The 15,272-nt window shown below is 60.8% G+C and carries 17 protein-coding genes; 8 read left to right on the forward strand and 9 right to left on the reverse strand.

All coding sequences use genetic code 11. From position 1 onward, the window contains the following. The first annotated feature begins 25 nt into the window (after positions 1-25). The gene (locus tag IVA95_RS01670; RefSeq protein ID WP_247508915.1) at positions 26-424 is read left to right on the forward strand and encodes a RidA family protein; all 399 of its coding nucleotides are present in this window, start codon (positions 26-28) and stop codon (positions 422-424) included. A 78-nt stretch (positions 425-502) separates the two neighbouring features. Further along, a complete protein-coding gene (locus IVA95_RS01675) occupies positions 503-706 on the forward strand; it encodes a hypothetical protein (protein ID WP_065747310.1) in 204 nt (67 codons plus the stop codon). Positions 707-884: 178 nt separating this feature from the next. Here IVA95_RS01675 and IVA95_RS01680 read toward each other — a convergent pair whose 3' ends face one another. From IVA95_RS01680 to IVA95_RS01695, 4 genes are all read right to left on the reverse strand, one after another. Then, the gene (locus IVA95_RS01680) at positions 885-1,454 is read right to left on the reverse strand and encodes a hypothetical protein (protein ID WP_346657972.1); all 570 of its coding nucleotides are present in this window, start codon (positions 1,452-1,454) and stop codon (positions 885-887) included. Beyond that, complete coding sequence (locus tag IVA95_RS01685; RefSeq protein WP_247508916.1) at positions 1,399-1,752, reverse strand: hypothetical protein; 354 nt, start codon at positions 1,750-1,752, stop codon at positions 1,399-1,401. Before IVA95_RS01685 ends, IVA95_RS01680 begins: the two co-directional genes overlap by 56 nt. A 199-nt stretch (positions 1,753-1,951) precedes the next feature. Continuing rightward, on the reverse strand, positions 1,952-2,551 hold the full coding sequence (locus IVA95_RS01690; protein ID WP_247508917.1) for a formyltransferase family protein: 600 nt from the start codon (positions 2,549-2,551) through the stop codon (positions 1,952-1,954). Positions 2,552-2,695: 144 nt separating this feature from the next. Continuing rightward, a complete protein-coding gene (locus tag IVA95_RS01695; protein ID WP_247508918.1) occupies positions 2,696-2,941 on the reverse strand; it encodes a hypothetical protein in 246 nt (81 codons plus the stop codon). A 158-nt stretch (positions 2,942-3,099) separates the two neighbouring features. On the opposite strand from IVA95_RS01695, the gene IVA95_RS01700 reads away from it, so the two are divergent. The 3 genes from IVA95_RS01700 (at position 3,100) to IVA95_RS01710 (ending at position 6,524) form a co-directional block, all read left to right on the forward strand. Then, a complete protein-coding gene (locus IVA95_RS01700) occupies positions 3,100-3,495 on the forward strand; it encodes a hypothetical protein (RefSeq protein ID WP_247508919.1) in 396 nt (131 codons plus the stop codon). A 201-nt stretch (positions 3,496-3,696) separates the two neighbouring features. Next, the gene (locus tag IVA95_RS01705) at positions 3,697-6,030 is read left to right on the forward strand and encodes a PAS domain S-box protein (protein WP_247508920.1); all 2,334 of its coding nucleotides are present in this window, start codon (positions 3,697-3,699) and stop codon (positions 6,028-6,030) included. 11 nt (positions 6,031-6,041) lie between these two features. After that, positions 6,042-6,524, forward strand: coding sequence for a response regulator (locus tag IVA95_RS01710; RefSeq protein WP_247508921.1), 483 nt, complete (start codon positions 6,042-6,044; stop codon positions 6,522-6,524). A gap of 19 nt (positions 6,525-6,543) precedes the next feature. On the opposite strand, the gene IVA95_RS01715 is transcribed toward IVA95_RS01710, so the two are convergent. The 4 genes from IVA95_RS01715 to IVA95_RS01730 all read right to left on the reverse strand — a co-directional run bounded on the left by IVA95_RS01715 (position 6,544) and on the right by IVA95_RS01730 (position 10,107). Beyond that, entirely contained in the window at positions 6,544-6,945 is a 402-nt protein-coding gene (locus IVA95_RS01715; protein WP_247508922.1) for a hypothetical protein, read from the reverse strand. Positions 6,946-7,163: 218 nt separating this feature from the next. Further along, positions 7,164-7,541, reverse strand: coding sequence for a hypothetical protein (locus IVA95_RS01720; protein WP_247508923.1), 378 nt, complete (start codon positions 7,539-7,541; stop codon positions 7,164-7,166). A gap of 1,480 nt (positions 7,542-9,021) precedes the next feature. Next, positions 9,022-9,333 (reverse strand): H-NS histone family protein, encoded by a 312-nt coding sequence (locus IVA95_RS01725; RefSeq protein ID WP_213255062.1) that lies wholly within the window; start codon positions 9,331-9,333, stop codon positions 9,022-9,024. Between the two features lie 102 nt (positions 9,334-9,435). Next, the gene (locus IVA95_RS01730) at positions 9,436-10,107 is read right to left on the reverse strand and encodes a CHRD domain-containing protein (RefSeq protein ID WP_247508924.1); all 672 of its coding nucleotides are present in this window, start codon (positions 10,105-10,107) and stop codon (positions 9,436-9,438) included. A 429-nt stretch (positions 10,108-10,536) separates the two neighbouring features. On the opposite strand from IVA95_RS01730, the gene IVA95_RS01735 reads away from it, so the two are divergent. Further along, on the forward strand, positions 10,537-10,923 hold the full coding sequence (locus IVA95_RS01735) for a hypothetical protein (protein WP_247508925.1): 387 nt from the start codon (positions 10,537-10,539) through the stop codon (positions 10,921-10,923). 266 nt (positions 10,924-11,189) lie between these two features. Here the strand turns inward: IVA95_RS01735 and IVA95_RS01740 are convergent, their stop codons facing one another. Next, entirely contained in the window at positions 11,190-11,432 is a 243-nt protein-coding gene (locus tag IVA95_RS01740; RefSeq protein ID WP_256470139.1) for a PilZ domain-containing protein, read from the reverse strand. A 2,596-nt stretch (positions 11,433-14,028) separates the two neighbouring features. Here IVA95_RS01740 and IVA95_RS01745 point away from each other — a divergent pair. Continuing rightward, entirely contained in the window at positions 14,029-14,526 is a 498-nt protein-coding gene (locus IVA95_RS01745; protein WP_247508927.1) for a hypothetical protein, read from the forward strand. Positions 14,527-14,841: 315 nt separating this feature from the next. Next, on the forward strand, positions 14,842-15,216 hold the full coding sequence (locus tag IVA95_RS01750; RefSeq protein ID WP_247508928.1) for a hypothetical protein: 375 nt from the start codon (positions 14,842-14,844) through the stop codon (positions 15,214-15,216). The last annotated feature ends 56 nt before the right edge of the window (positions 15,217-15,272 follow it).

Genomic DNA, 15,272 nt, shown 5'->3' on the forward strand with positions numbered 1-15,272 from the left:
GGCGGTCTCAAGGGAGGACTTACGCATGCGCATCTTGCAACCGGCCGAATGGTCGAAACCCCGCGGCTTCTCGCATGGTGTCGAGGTCGATGGTCCCGGCAAATGGATCGTGCTGGCCGGCCAGACCGGCGGTGACGAGAAGGGCGACTATGCTCCCGACATGGCCGCGCAGGTCGGCAGGGCGCTCAAGCGTATCGTCAAGCTGCTTGGCGAAGCAGGCGCCGGCCCAGAGCACATCGTGCGCCTGACCTGGTACCTGACCAGCCGCAGCGAATACGAGGCCGCAGGTCCCGGCATCGGTGCGGCCTGGAAGGAAACACTGGGGCGCAATTTTCCGCCGTCGACGCTGCTCTACATCGACGGCTTGGTCGACGTCAGGGCGAAGGTCGAAATCGAAGTCACCGCCTTCGTGCCCAAGGCGTAACCAGACACCACAACTGCCGCACGGGCGCTGTTTGTTTGATCAGGCGCGCCGGAAAAGACAAAAGGATACCGTGAGCCAATGACCACTACTCGATCGACTTCTGCAGATTTCGTGACCGCCTTCGCAACCGGCTGGCCCGAGCACCAGCCCGACATCATGGTGTTGTCGCTGACCACCCACCGCGGCGTGCAGGATTTTGCGTTCAACAAGGAGCAGGCCTTGCTGATCGCCAAGACGATCAAGGAGACCGCGGCGAAGCTCGAGAAGCCGAAGACGAGTTAAGAGCGCGAATAATCGCTCGCCGTCATACCCCGCGAAAGCGGGGTATCCAGTACGCTGCGGACCATCGAGTTATCCCGAATATCTCTGGACTATTGGATTACCCGCCGGAGCTTGTCATCGGGCAGCGCATTCGCGCGACCCGTTGGCCGGCGACGACAGGGTGGCGGTGCGGGTTGACCTACTTCGACAGCGAAATACTGGCAGCGCGGAACTGGCTGTCGGCCCTCATGGCGATCTGCTGCTTGTTGCCGGTCGTCTTCAGCGAGATATTGGCGGTGAATCCGGCCGCCTGAGCGATCACCTGGAAACTGCCGCTAGCCCCGCGGCCCTGGATGCTGCCGCCGATATTCCGGCTGGTTTCGGTCCAGGTGCCGCTGACTTCGCCGCCGGCTGCGACCACCGCCGCTTGCAGGTTGAACCTGTAGGCGTCGCTGGCGCAGGTGAGGACCATTTCCATGCTGGCCCCGCTCACCTTGTAAGTGGAGCGGCAGCGGATCCGCTCGCTCGAACCGTCGTCCAAGGTCACCGTGCCGGGACCGGACCATGTGCCGGCCATGCCGGCGAACGTACTGGACTGAGCGTAGCTCGTGGAAGCGGCCAACACCGTCGTAAAAAGTGCCGTCATAAAAAAAGCGACGGCTGCGAATGTCAGCCGCCGCGCTTGGGCAGAAAATTCAAAAGTCTGGCTTGCCTTACTGACGGGACGCTTCCCATCGACCGCTACATGCGACACCAGCTGAAGCCCCATTCCATTTCCCCGATCCGGAGTTGCCACTGAGTTGACCGTTCGCATATGCACCATTGATCGAGACTCGCACAAGTCCCCCGCTGCCGACGCTGCCAGAGACGGGACCGCCCGAAATCTTGCCGCCGGTGACATTCACGGTCGAGGTAGTCTGCGCATCGCAGTTGCCCGTCTTTGTGACAACGGTGACCTGCCAAAGGCCGTCATAGGGGGACTGGGCGGAGGCGGGAGCGGTGGCGCAGGTGGCGGCGGAAGCAAGCAACGAAACAAACAACAGGTTGTGAATGCGATTGGAGCGCATGGATCAAGTCCCCGAAATGTGTGTGATGGCTTGCCTTATCTGGTCACAATGTGTCCAAACTTGGGTGCGCCGCAACACTGTGGAAAGTTCCCGCGATCTCAAACACATCAAGGTGAATCCAGTTCCGGCCGGGAACGAAAATTCGCAGTTTAGTCTCGTTTGCGACCTATTTGCAGTCTGAACGGTATTAAAGTAGTGATCAATGCTTAGCGTCGGGCAGGCTCGGCGCTTGGGTGGCGAACTCCTCTTCCTGCGGTGTCGCAGGAAGGTTGTTGTGGGTCTTGGCGTGGAAGATGACGTCAGCGAGCAGTTTCTGGCCCAGCGGGGCCAGCGCTCGCTCCCAGAGCTCGCGCGCGGTCTCTCCCTTCTTGACGAACACCCACTCCTGCGCGGCGATGGCACCGGCATCCATCCGGTCGGCGAGGTGGTAGACGGTACCGCCGGCGATCGGATCGCCTTCCTTGATGGTCCATTCGACGGCGGCGATGCCGCGGTGCCGGGGCAGGAGCGAGGGGTGATAGCCGATGCCGCCGAGTTTGGTGGTGGCCAGCGCTTCCCTGGTGACGCGGGCATGGCTGTGCGCGGTTACGATCAGGTCGGTACCGGGCCCGATTTCCGATGCGAGCACCCGTTTCGGATGGGCCTGCACGACGACCTCGATCCCGGCGGCCCGCGCGGTGGCGGCAAGCCGGTCCTCGCCATCGTGGACGACAACGCGGATGATATCGACCCCGTGTTGGCGCAGCGTGTTGAATGTCGTCACGCCAAAATGGCGGGAACCGACCAGGGTAATCCGCATGTGTTCCGTCCGTCGTTAATCAGGCCGATATGCCGATAGCACACGATGCCGGTCTGTTTCGATGCTCGCCAACCGGCTCGCGGGTTATCAACAGGGCGGACCGGCTGAGCACAGGCGGAGCGGCAGGCGCCTAATCCTGTTGCCTTACCATGACAGGATCCGCAGTCCTGGCCTGAAATGGGGCGAGGCCGGTGATCGGGCCGGCGCGGGCTGTTGTTCAGCCACCCTTTGCAGGCACACCCGCAAGTCGGCGCTGCACTGCTTCATCTGGTTGCGCAGCTCGCGCCGGGCGAAGGTGGTGAGGGTGGGATCGCCAAGCTGCTGCCAGGCAGCGCGCAGCCATTGCTGCAGGGCGCGGATATCGGAATCGAGCGCTTCGGGCTGGTTCATGCCGCCGGAACCTCAAAACGTGATCGCGCTTTGATTAGGACTGATTCTCCCGCCGACGCTACTCCGTAACAGGGCGGACAGCACGAAGGGCTCGCCTGGAAGCTGGGGAACGCGCGCCCTACATGTTCGTTGGATGGAGGCCTCCTGGAGAGACCTCGATGTCCCGCAATTTGGCGCTTGTTCTCTTCGTGGCGCTTGGCCTGATTGTCCCGGCAAAGGCATTCGCACAACTGACGCCGCCAGCCGGCTCGGCTGGCGCGGGGAATTCGCCGATATCGGGCGTGCCGTTCGGACCGGCCAACCCCAGGGCGCTCTCCGATCCCAGCGGCATCGGCAATGCCGCGAACGTGCCACCGCTCCGCCCCAACCCGCCGCCGCCGGCCGTCTCCTACGGCTCAGTCGAGGCGCCGCGCGCACGTGTCGTGACGCCGCCATATCCAACCGCCTCGCAGCGGATCGTCAGTGCGCGCAAGGCCCGCCCGCGCAAGCCGCCGGTGCGCCCGCGGGGGCGGCCCGAGGTGAGTTCGTTCACCGGGATCTGCCGCGGGTGCTAGCGATCAAATTCCGATCCATCCTGCGGGACACGAGGCGCGCCGGAAGACTGATATTCTGCGCCCGGCCACAGCTAGGAACAAATTTTCTCTTGCCGGATTTGTCCAAGGTCAAACGCTCAGCGGTCGTGCGTGCTGGTCCCTCCATGTACCGACACCGAGTATTGTGCAACGCAAAATTGCCCTTTGGCGGGGATGGCGGGAATGAACATCCAGCAACGGACGGCCAAGACTCTCTCCCAGCCAGGCCGGTCCGCCCCGCTGGGCGTGCCTCATCTGCCTCGCGATGAATGTCGGCAGGCGCACGAAGACAGGCTGGCTGTCACCTACGAACATGTCGGCGTTGGCATCGTCGAGATCGACGAGGCTGGGCGGATGCTGCGCGTCAACCAGAAGCTCTGCGAACTGATGGGACACGAAGCGGCGGACCTGCTCGGCCGCTCCATCTTTGACGAGACCTCGCCGCAGGACGTCGCACATGATCTCGCGCAGTTCAGGCGACAGATCACGGGCGACATCGATCGCTACACCATCGAAAAACGAATCGTGCGCAAGGACGGCTCATCTTTCTGGGCGGAGGTTACGTCCGCAAGCGTCCGCGATGCATTGGGAAACTTCCTTTACGCGGTGCGCGTTCAGCATGACATCAGCGCCCGCAAGGAAACTGAATTTGCGCTGGCGCGCCGCAGCGAGGAGCAGGGGGCCCTGTTCGAGTTCTCCGAAAAACTGCAATACGCTACGTCGCTTTCGGATGTTTACGACACCGCCCTGGACGCCATCCTCGCGGCGCTCGCCTGCGATCGCGCTTCCATTCTCCTGTTCGACGAGCGCGGGGTGATGCGTTTCGTCGGATGGCGGGGCCTGTCGGACGGGTACCGGCAGGCTGTTGAAGGTCATTCGCCATGGGCGAAGGATGAAAGAAATCCGCGTCCGGTCTGTTTCGAGGACATTGGCGCTTCCGGCCTGTCTGATTCCCTCAAGGAAACGATTGCACGGGAAAAGATCGCGGCCGTCGCCTTTATTCCGATCCTGATCGGCGGCCGGCTCGCCGGAAAATTCATGGCCTATTACGACAGCCCGCATCGCTTCACCGATCCGGGGGTCGATGTCGCGCTGACGCTGGCCCGGCAGCTCGGCTTCGGCATTGCCAAGTTGAGGGCGGAGGAGGCGCGCTCGGCCGCCGAACAGAGCGCACAGCAGCTTGTGTCCATTGTCGAGTCCTCCGACGATGCGATCATCAGCAAGGATCTCAACGGGATCATCAGGACCTGGAATTCCGGCGCTGAGCGGCTGTTCGGCTATAACGCCGGCGAGGTCGTCGGTAAACCCGTGACCATTCTGTTTCCGCCGGGACGCGAAGACGAGGAGCCCGGGATCCTGGCCCGCATCCGGCGCGGCGAGCGCATCCACCATTACGAAACGGTTCGCCGGCGGAAGGACGGGAGACTTCTGGACATCTCCCTGACCGTCTCGCCCGTGCGCGACGGCACAGGGTCCATCATCGGCGCATCAAAGATCGCCCGCGACATCACCGATCGCAAGGAGGCCGAACGCAAGCTCCAGGAGAGCGAACTGCGTCTCAAGGAACTGCTCGCGGCGATTCCAGCCGCCATCTACACAACGGACGCGCAGGGAAAGATTACCTACTTTAATGAAGCGGCGGTGGAATTCTCAGGTCGGACGCCCGTGCTCGGCACTGACGAATGGTGCGTCACGTGGAAGCTGTTCATGCCGGACGGCACGCCGCTTCCGCACGACCAGTGTCCGATGGCGGTTGCGCTGAAAGAAGGACGCGCGGTGCGTGGCGCCGAAGCGGTCGCCGAGCGGCCGGACGGGACGCGGGTGCCCTTCATTCCGTTCCCGACGCCGCTGCGGGACTCTTCTGGCAAGGTCACCGGCGCCATCAACATGCTCGTGGATATCAGCGAGCGGCGGCAGGCGGAGACCCAGCAGCGGCTTCTGCTCGATGAGCTCAACCACCGCACCAAGAACAATATACAGATGCTGCAAGCGTTGCTGTTTTCCGCAGCCAGGACCGCGCACAGCGATGAGGCGCGGAAAGTCCTGAACGAAGCCAGTGCGCGGATCGCGGCCATGGCGGCGGCGCAGCGCGTGCTGTACGGCCGAAGCGATGCAAGCCGGTTTGATGCGGAAGAATTTCTGCCGGCGGTCTGTCAAACGATCCGGCAGTTGCTGCCGCCGGATGCACGAATTGAATGTGGCGAAGCGCGCGGCGTGCTTTCCAACGACGTGGCGATGCCGCTCGCGCTGATATTGAACGAGCTGCTGACGAATGCGGTGAAGCACGGCATCAAGGATCACGCGAGGCAGGGCGTCCGGGTCAGCCTGACCGAGCATGACGGACGGCTGGCGCTCTGCGTCGAGGATGACGGCGAGGGGTTCGACCTCGAGGCCGTGCGCAAGACCTCGTCCGGGCTCCAGCTCGTACTCGGCCTCGCACGCCAGCTCCACGGAACGCTTCACGTCACGAAAAGCCCTTCGCGGGCGTGCCTCGATTTCCCTGCTGCCAAGAGCTAGGCCGGTGATCGATGACGACGCCCCACCAGAACGTAGGGAATGTTGCGTTGCCATCCGCGCCGGACCGGAATTCGTTGCCACCTGCTGAAGAAACCCGCCGCATGGAAGGGAAGCAGGGTCCGCTGCGGGTTCTTGTCGTCGAGGATGATTTCCTGATCGCCATGCAATCCGAAGTCGCACTGACGGCTGCCGGCTTTGAGGTTGTCGGTCCGGCCACGACCGCCGAGGAAGCCGTCGCGCTCGCCGGCGAGGCCCAACCGACGCTTGCCGTGATGGATATTCGCCTGGCCAGCACCCGCGACGGTATCGACGCGGCACGGCAACTCTATCAGGACTTCGCTATTCGCTGCATCTTTGCGACCGCGCACGACGATGTGCACACGCGCGGGCGCGCCGAGCCCTACGCCCCGCTCGGATGGCTGCCGAAGCCGTACACCACGGCGTCGCTGGTATCGGTGGTCATCGAGGCGCTCGCGCTGTTGCGCCGGTCTTAGCGGAGGCGTTGCGCGATGCTCAGTCCTGATAATAGTAGCGGCGACCTTCATATCCGCCGCCGTAATGACGTTGGCGCCCCGCCTGAAACTGCGGCGGCACCGTTCCGTTCGGGTAGCATTGACCGTCGCGGATATCGAGATCTGCGCCGTGACCACACCGAACAGGGTAGCGGCCGCCGCCATAGTAGCCGTCGCCGTGATGGTAACGCGGATACTGTCTTGCGGCCTGATCCTGTGGATGCAGATAGCCGTTCGGGTAGCAGAGGCCATCGCGCGCGCTCAAATCCCAACCATGGCCGCATGGAGGGGGATGGGCAGGTACGCGGTATTGCACGGCTTGAGGCAGGACAGGTTCAGCAGCGCTCCCGGGCGTCATGCTCAAGTGAGCGGCCAGTGCTGCGGCGGCAATGCTGACGATCATTGGTTGGTCTCCGATCAAACCAGAAGCTGCCGGCGCTTCCACGACGCGCTGACCGGTCGCCCGATCAGCATCAAGGGGCTGCTGTTGCATCGATGTAAATATATCGAAACATGCCCTGAATATCCCATGAACACATTTCAGATATCGGAAGTCAAATGCCCGCAACGGCAGTCCCGGGATCGCCGTGACTCGGCGAGCAGATGTTCGGCATCGCCGCACTATCGCATTTCGTAATAGCCGTTACGTCGATAGTGATAGCCCGGGCGGCCTGCCTGGTATTGCCGTGGCACCGTGCCCGTCGGATAGCAGAGCCCATCGCGAATATCGGCGTCCGCGCCATGGCCGCATGGTACCGGCCGCCGGCCGCCGCCGTACTCCAGGGGGTAATACCGGCCCGATTGAAATCGCGGCGGGACCATTCCGTTCGGGTAGCACTTGCCGTCCCGCTCATCGAGATCGTAGCCGTGGCCGCACGGCGGTGGATGGCCGTGACGGCGGTACCGGATTTCCTGGGCAAAGGGGGCGCTTTCGTTCTGCGGGTAAGCAAGCACTCCCAATTGTAGCGCGAGGGCTACGCCGGCAATGCTGGCGAACATCTTTTGGTCCTCCGGTGAACACCAAACTCTGCCCGATATCCTCTCGGGAAACGGCGACGGCGGATTGTACGCTCCACTGTCGATTTTGTATGCGCCGATGAAGCTTGCGAGTGCGATGACGACGCACTCACCACGGAGCCAGGCCCGCTCGGGCGGTTGCCAAATCCAATACCCTCGTTGAGGTCGTCGCCGAAGCTGTCGCGCTATTGGCCCGGCCGTAGCACCGGCATCGCCAGCCGGACCGGAGCCATGGAACTTTCCATTTTCGGCCTGGGCAATTGCATAGAAGATGGATCGAACCGTGGGTGGGGGGCCTTCCAAGGCTCAGCACGCAGATACCGCTAAAGCCGCGCTCGCGGTTCACCGGTTCGGCGGCCACGGGCCTCGACCGGACACGAAGAAATCGACAAGCGGTAGCTGACGTTCGATGAACGCTGCCGCGGTGCCTGAGGCGACGTTTTGTTTCTCCGCTGGGCGCTAGTCGGTGCGGTAGGCGTCCAGCGCGTGGGCAGCGAAGATCCCCACGCTAATCAGGGCGAGGATCGCTGAGAGCTCGATCATTTGTTCGGCGTTCCTGTGTTTTTATTACTAACCAGGTACGCAGCCGTTTGTTTCACGGCGGTCGAGCAATCTCGAACTCGAGGTTTGGCGAGGAACAGCAGAGCTAAGTGGAAAAGGGGAGGACGTTCGGCCAGCGCTTCTTCATCCCAGCGGCAACTTGGAAGGCCAGGCGATTTTCGGATCGCGTCGATGGGGCGTACTTGACATGAGCTCGACGGTCGGCCGCCTTCTGTCGTCCGCGCTGGCGCCTGACATATCGTTTGGATCGCGTATGCATTTGGCATCGCTCCAAAGTCTTGTGACCGGCCATGATCCTCTCACTGAATTTGAGACTTGGCAACCGGACCAGCGCCAGCGGTCAGAGTGCACCGCACAAACAGTTTCACTTTCGCCAGGCGCGAATCTACGCAAAGCTTGGCCAGCGACATGTCATTGGGGGTGAGCATGGACGTTGTGGAGCTCGTAATTTACGGCTTGCTGGCTTTGTGGGGACCGCCTTTGTTGTTCGCGGCGTACTTGTTGCGGCCGATCAAATCAACTGCCTCACCATCCAGACGATGAGGAACAGCCAACCGGCCATCGCGATCACGACAGCGATAAAGTAGTTCACCCTCAGCCATAGGTGGTGCACCGATCGTCCTCCAGGACAAAGCCGCCAGGCGAAGTATGGTCGCCTGACGGCTTGCTGGTGTGGGCCCGGACGCTTGGGGAATTGTCCGGTGGCTGATCACTAGGTGTAGCCGCAGAGCGCGGCAATCGAGTTCGCTGTTTAACCTAACCAATCAACCTTACCGACCGCGATGTCTCCGTCTCAACTCCATTTCACCTTCCTGCGACAGTAGAGTAGTGCGGCTAGTGCAATAAAAGAGCGCCCGAAGGCGGTCTCCGTGCATCTCTGACAGGCTGGTCGCCCAGGTATCTATTGAATCCTAAACTCATCGAGGTTTCTGCCAGCCGCAATCAATTCTGCAACCCAGCGCGGGGTTTTGCCCCGACCTGACCACGTCTGTGACGGATTGTTCGGGTTTCGATACTTGGGCTCTACCTTCGGGTAAGGCCTACGTTGCGGGAGGTCACTAGGAGAGCTACCGAACTTGCGACCAAGCTCATCAAGCTGGTTTTCAAGCTTCCGCTTCTCGTTCTCTAGTTTTCGATCCAGGATCACAATGATCCTCTGGTGCAGGTCCCAGAGATCGTCCAGCTCCATCTTCTCCAGTTCTCGGTCTTTCATGCCCAGCCCCAAGGCAACGACGTGACGCGCGACGCAATGAATCGCTTAGCAAAAGAAAAGCCGCTCCTTACGGCGGCCTTTCCATAAGAACTGACCGCGGCTTTAGACCAGAGCAGCAGCCGCTCGGCGCTTCCGCCGATAGGTCATGTAGCCGACGCCGGCGAAGCCCAAGATCATCATCGCCCATGTGGAGGGCTCAGGGACGGCGGCGACGCCGATGTTGCCGCGAATTTCGCCACCTCCGAACTGTACCGTGTGAAAATTGATGTACGAATGGCCGCCCAGAATGTTTGCTATTTGCGCGGCAAGCGTCGTTCCGTTGCCTTCCGGCACATCCCATTTCCCGCTGATGGTGCCGCCGACGCCGACTGCAAATGGCGTAAATACCATATCGTTCGGATTGTTGTCGTTGAAAGGCGCACCGAAGAATCCCCACACAACAGGCCCGTTAGTGGTCGGTGTTACCAGCGGGCCGGCGTGAATGTGCGCGGCGACAAGGTTGTCGTTAGTGTCAGCAGTTTGCGTGCCGGTGAAGTCGATATTGAAGATCGTCGCCGTGAAGCTGAGTGCCGTCTGGGCCGTGTTTAGAACGAAGTCCGCCGTTCCGAACGAGGCAGGGCGCGGCGCCCCGAGTCCTGTTGTAGGCGCTGCCGCAGGGTTTTCAGCCGAATTACTCAGGTCGGCGTGGAGAAAAATGTCAGCGCGGGCGCCGGCGCTCGACAAAGTGAGGGCGAAGACAAGAACTCCGGTAGCACCGGCAAAGGAACGGAACATATGTTTTCTCCAATCAGAAAATCAGCGACTAGGCCTCCTGACGGCAAAATGACCCGTAACGTAGAAATCACGGACAAACGGGTCCCGACGAGCAGTTGCCCGCAAAATAAAATTTAAATACCCCTGCATTAACTACCCATTAATGATGGCGCAGCGTGCGATAAATCGCAAGGGTGCATATTTATTTTCGGGACGCTTTTGGTGCTCTACCCAACGGCAACTTGAACGTGTGGCAACGGGGGCATTCGTCCGATCTCCCCAATCTTCGCCACGGCCTTGCCGCGACTCAGGCCCTGCATCTGCCAGCGCAATTAATCGACAAGGAGCTCGGTTTTCTAAGTTGGACCGAAGGCGCTCAGAAGCCCGATTAGTATGGTGATGAGGCCGAGGCAAATCCATAACGCGGGTACGCTGGAGCCTGAGCCGGCAATGAGGATCCAGACACCAAAGCCGGTAATTCCGAGCGAGATCGCATGGGCAGCCGCTTTTTCCATGCTCGACCCAAACGGAAATGGAAGATGGGGGTCGATGATCGCCTCTAAGACTCGCATCGGGCGAAAACGTTCCGCTGAGCGCGGAAAAGCTGCCGGACAAGCCGGAAGTGCGCATCAATACCCTGGGGCGGCGGCGACTGCCCATCACCAGGAAACGTGCAAGGTGTTTGCAAGCGCAGCTTTGAGCGGCGCGATCGTCCCAGGGACTTCGACCGCGACGGAAGTCAATCCGACCTTCGCATTGATCAAGGAGAACAAGAAAGCGAGTGCCCGTTTTTACGCCGCATTGGAGGTGGCAGGCTCAACCCGGATCCCGAGCTGAGCAACGGCCCATTAGAAGGTGGGCGTTAACTTTTTCTTAAGTTTTTGGTTGAGATAATTCAGAGTTTAAGAAATTGCGAATCATCGGGCTGGAGATTTGCCATGCTCACGACGGTTCTCTTGATGGCCTTGGCCGCGCTGGGCGCTTGCACAGCTATTCTTGTCCGCTTCGAATTGTTAGCGCGAAAGCGAAGAGCGTAAGCCAATGCCCATTGGGGCGGCGAGGGTAGAGCAGCCGGACATCGGGAGCCGCGCGGCTGCGTAGAGCTACAGGTCGAAGACCACGCCAATTCTGTACTCTCTGCGCCACACAACGCGACAAGGAAGCTTTAGCTTGTCATCCGGTAAGATCAATGTGAACGCATCGGGAATGCGGATCAGCTCGGAAAAGTCCAGCGCCGCGCCCGTGCTGGATATGTCACGAACGATACAAGGATACTTGTCGCCGCCGTAATCGATTTTGGCCGGCTTCATCACGCGAACACGTGGAGCGATCCGAGTATTCACCATCGCAATAGATCCACTTTAAAACACCGCCTTAGTAGCACTGAACTCTTAAAGCGTTCCAAACACGGAACCCGTTTCAACCACATCGTGCCTTCTAATAGCGGCCCGAGCTCTGGTTGCCAGCAGACGAACTGAGGCTCAGCGTCCGACAGCCACACATGGTCCCGCCAGCGATCGGCGTCGAGAACAGTCAAGTGGCTACAGTGAAAATCGCCGCATACACGACACCGAATTCGCGCATCTCTTGGAATGTGATTTTCTGCGCGCGCAGCATCGTGCCCAATTCTGCCAAGAATCGAAATCAGCCTGAATAAGCCATTTAAGGGGAGTGCCCTGGCGTGGCATGGCTCTGCGCATGTCGTCCGGCAACGTCGTGCGCAGGGCCTTCCATTGGGCGAGCACGAAGCGGGTCTTGATGCGCTGGAAGCCCCGCCGGTTCACGCTAGCGGGCCTGCCCTTTGTCGGCGGCCGTACAGACGACGGTCTGATGGCGGACTATTTTGAACGTTCCCCCGGCAATGCCCCCAAAGCCCCCGCCGGGGGCCTCTGTGCGGCGGCCCCGGTGCGTTGCGTATGGCCGGGGCCGCTAACCGGTCGATTTAGCGCGGTATGCACATCATGGCTTGCCGACTCCATCGGTAATATGGGCCGCAAGGCGGAGATGGCTGGGATGTGGCCGGGCACACGTTCCGAACCGGCAAACCTTGCTGCCATCCATCCCGGACACAAGCCCCCTCAGACGTGCTGCTGCACCCGACTCCACATCCGCCCCCGGCCAAAGCTGGTTCGGCAAGAGCAAAAGCTACAAAGAAGGCCCCTAAGCAAGCAAAGCGGATCATCATGGCGGCTCCTCGTTGTCTTGAGTGCACGGGTAAAATTGGCGCCGTGATTATCGTTCCTTGCTCTGCTCGGATGCAAGCTGCCGCCGGGTTACTATGCCTGGGCCGCTTCCGCTGGGCTCGTGCCGTGAGCCAGGTTCCGCAATTACGGGACAGGTATTCGTTGTCTCGTACGGCGGGATTCCGGAGAAGTACCATGCCAACGGTCGCAGCTAGCGCTAGGCGCTCGACATGGCGCGTGGGCCAGAGAGTAGCCCGCAAGGATAGCGAGGAACGCGGGACCGTCACCGAACAAGATGGTTTGATCAAAGTGAAATGGGATGGTGGTCGGACCAGCTACTTCCGGCAACGCTGACGAAGCTGACGTCGAGTTGGAGGCCGCGCCCGAGCGGTCAGGCACCTGAGTTGCCCAATTCTGCCAAGAATCGGCCGCAGCCTGAATTAGCCATTCCGGTGGGTGACCGCAGTGGTACGGCCCGGCGTATGTCGTCCGGCAACGTCGTGCGTCGGGCCGCCTTGCTCACCCCGGCACTCTATTCCACAAGGCGAAGGGTCCGGCGCCTTCTCATCCGATCGAGAGCGTGGACAACCTCATCTCTATCGAGGACCGCGATGAGCCGGTGCACTGTATGCGTGGCGTCTCGTGGGCCTGGCGCGATGTATTCTCCGACGATGCGCCTAGCATCCTCCATAGCTCGCGATAACGATCGCCACGCCGATGATGACACTTTCCATGACGAACTCCGTCGTTGCGCAACTGGTTTGCAGATACAGTGCAGACAATCGGACACGGGAAGCGAACGCGTGACTGGCGTCAGTTTCTGATTGAGAACCTGGTGGCATCAAGGAGCCTTTGGATGCCTAACGCGGAATGTCCGCTCTGAAAAAATCCCCCGGCTGGTGTCGCAAAGGTGCAGGCCGGGCCTACAGCGACCCAGCACCTGGCAGACAATCGTGGCCCCCTCAATCGTCGTAGTAGTGGCGGCGACGCGGCCGTGGATAGTCGTCATAGTATCTGTCGCCGCGATACCTGCGGTATTGTCGCGCCGCTTGATCCCTCGGGTGAAGAGAGCCGGTCGGATAGCACATGCCGTCGCGAGCACTGATATCCCAACCATGGCCGCACGGCGGCGGACGGACGGGCACGCGGTATTGGATTTCCTGAGCGGCTGGCAGCTCGCTATCGTTCAGGGGGTGAGCAGGTACTCCCAGCTGCAGCGCGAGCACCACGCTGGCAACGTTTAAGAGCATTTCTAATCCCTCCGGTGAGCGGGGAAGTGCCATTGGAGTTTATGCTTTTTCACCTGTAGGGCGGCTGAATTGGACGTTCACGCAGCATTAACACGCAGGATCAAGGCGCCAGCGTCCAGCGCGCCTAGCGACCTCACGTTCCCATACGCGCCTGCTCAAAAAGCGGTCTGATATCCGAGCCACGCGGCGGCATGCCTGGCATGTGAATCTCGGTTCCAGGTCGGACAGGCGAACGTCGTCACCCCAGCGGCCGGCGTCGATCAAGACGGAATGCGCACACCGGTAATCGCCGCAGTAGACGATGAGCCGGGTAGGGCTGGCGCCACTGCGCCGATCGAGTCGGTGTCGGGTCCACTTGGTTCTCGACCGTGAGTTCTCCGATCTGCCGCAACCTTAGGTACACCGTAGTTCTACGGAGAGCCTCCTCCTCATTTGAGGCGGACTACCACTTGTTCCCGCTTCGGAAAGTTTCCATGGTGTGGGTGCGTAGCCGGGGACTGAGTGCGCGGATGGAATATCGCGGCAAGCAGTACAGCGTCATCCTGAGCATCGGTGGCAAATGGAAATGGTCCGTCGAAATCGACGGGCACACGAAATCAGGGAGTGCGCCGAACCGTCTCGCTGGCATCAAGGTGGCCAAAGCAGAAATTGATCGGGCACTGGCTCGGAAGAAGAAGCGACCGGTGCCACCGGCGCCGCTGATCAGCGCGTACCCGCGCCATTCTGATTATGTTCTCTGCGGCGTATTTTTTGCGCCAGAAGTCCGCTACCCGACAGACACTGGACTCCGTGTGGGGAAAAATTTGCAGAAGAGAGGTGGAGGACGGATGTACCCCTTCGCCACTGCGGTAGGGCCTCGGCGCGATCCGGGGCCTTACTTTTTGTTCCGGGATGACGAGCTTGCCAGCCCGGTAGCGGACGCCGTCCAGTGGTCTGTTCCTATCGTGATTGGCGTCCTGTCCGTGTTTGAACCCTCTTGTCCTGATTTCGTTGTGGTAGTTTCCTAGTCTCAAATCGCCGAAAAGTAGCCATGTGGGCACTTGCGGTATTCGCGATTTATGTGACGCCCTTTCTGATTTTGGGCGCCCTCACGAAGTTCTTGATGAAGCGGTATGGCGTCGAGCTTAGAGACGTCCAATCGCAAGCCGGTCCCACCCGTAGACCGCGCAAGGTATTTCTCTTGGGTGCTTGGCGCTGGGAAGAGTAAGGCCGCCTCTGTTGGAGGCCTCTTTTCATTCTACCACAATCCCTAGCTGCTGGACTCATTGTTCCTGTTTTGTTCTAGTTCGCTCATGACGAATGAGCGACCCGCAAGCTGGCGAATGCCGTCCCCAAAGCAGATGGAGAAGTTGGCGCGCGAGGCTGCGCGCCGGCGAGATCAGGCGGTGCCAGACCCTGGCCCCGGCGATCCGATGCCGGACAAACTATGGGATGCCGTGCTGTCCGATCCGCGCGCGGCCACAAGACCTGCGCAGCCGATCCAGCAATGCCGCCTCTCAGAAATCCAGCGCCATGTGCTGCGGGTCGAATGCCAGCGCTGCGCTCGCATCGTCGAAATCCAGAAGGCCGACGCGGTCCGCTTCTATGGGGCGAGTGCGCTCTGGAAGAATGTCGGCCGGCGCCTGCTCGACCAGACTTGCACCAACCGCACCGGCCGGCACGAGGAGGATGGATGCTGGCCTAGTTGGAGCGGCTAGACCGAGCGTCCAAATAATTCAGGTATTTTGGTCGAAACTCCCTTGCCAAGCGTTGG

Origin of the sequence: Bradyrhizobium sp. 157 (genome assembly GCF_023073815.1) — a bacterium.
Taxonomy (GTDB): Bacteria; Pseudomonadota; Alphaproteobacteria; order Rhizobiales; family Xanthobacteraceae; genus Bradyrhizobium.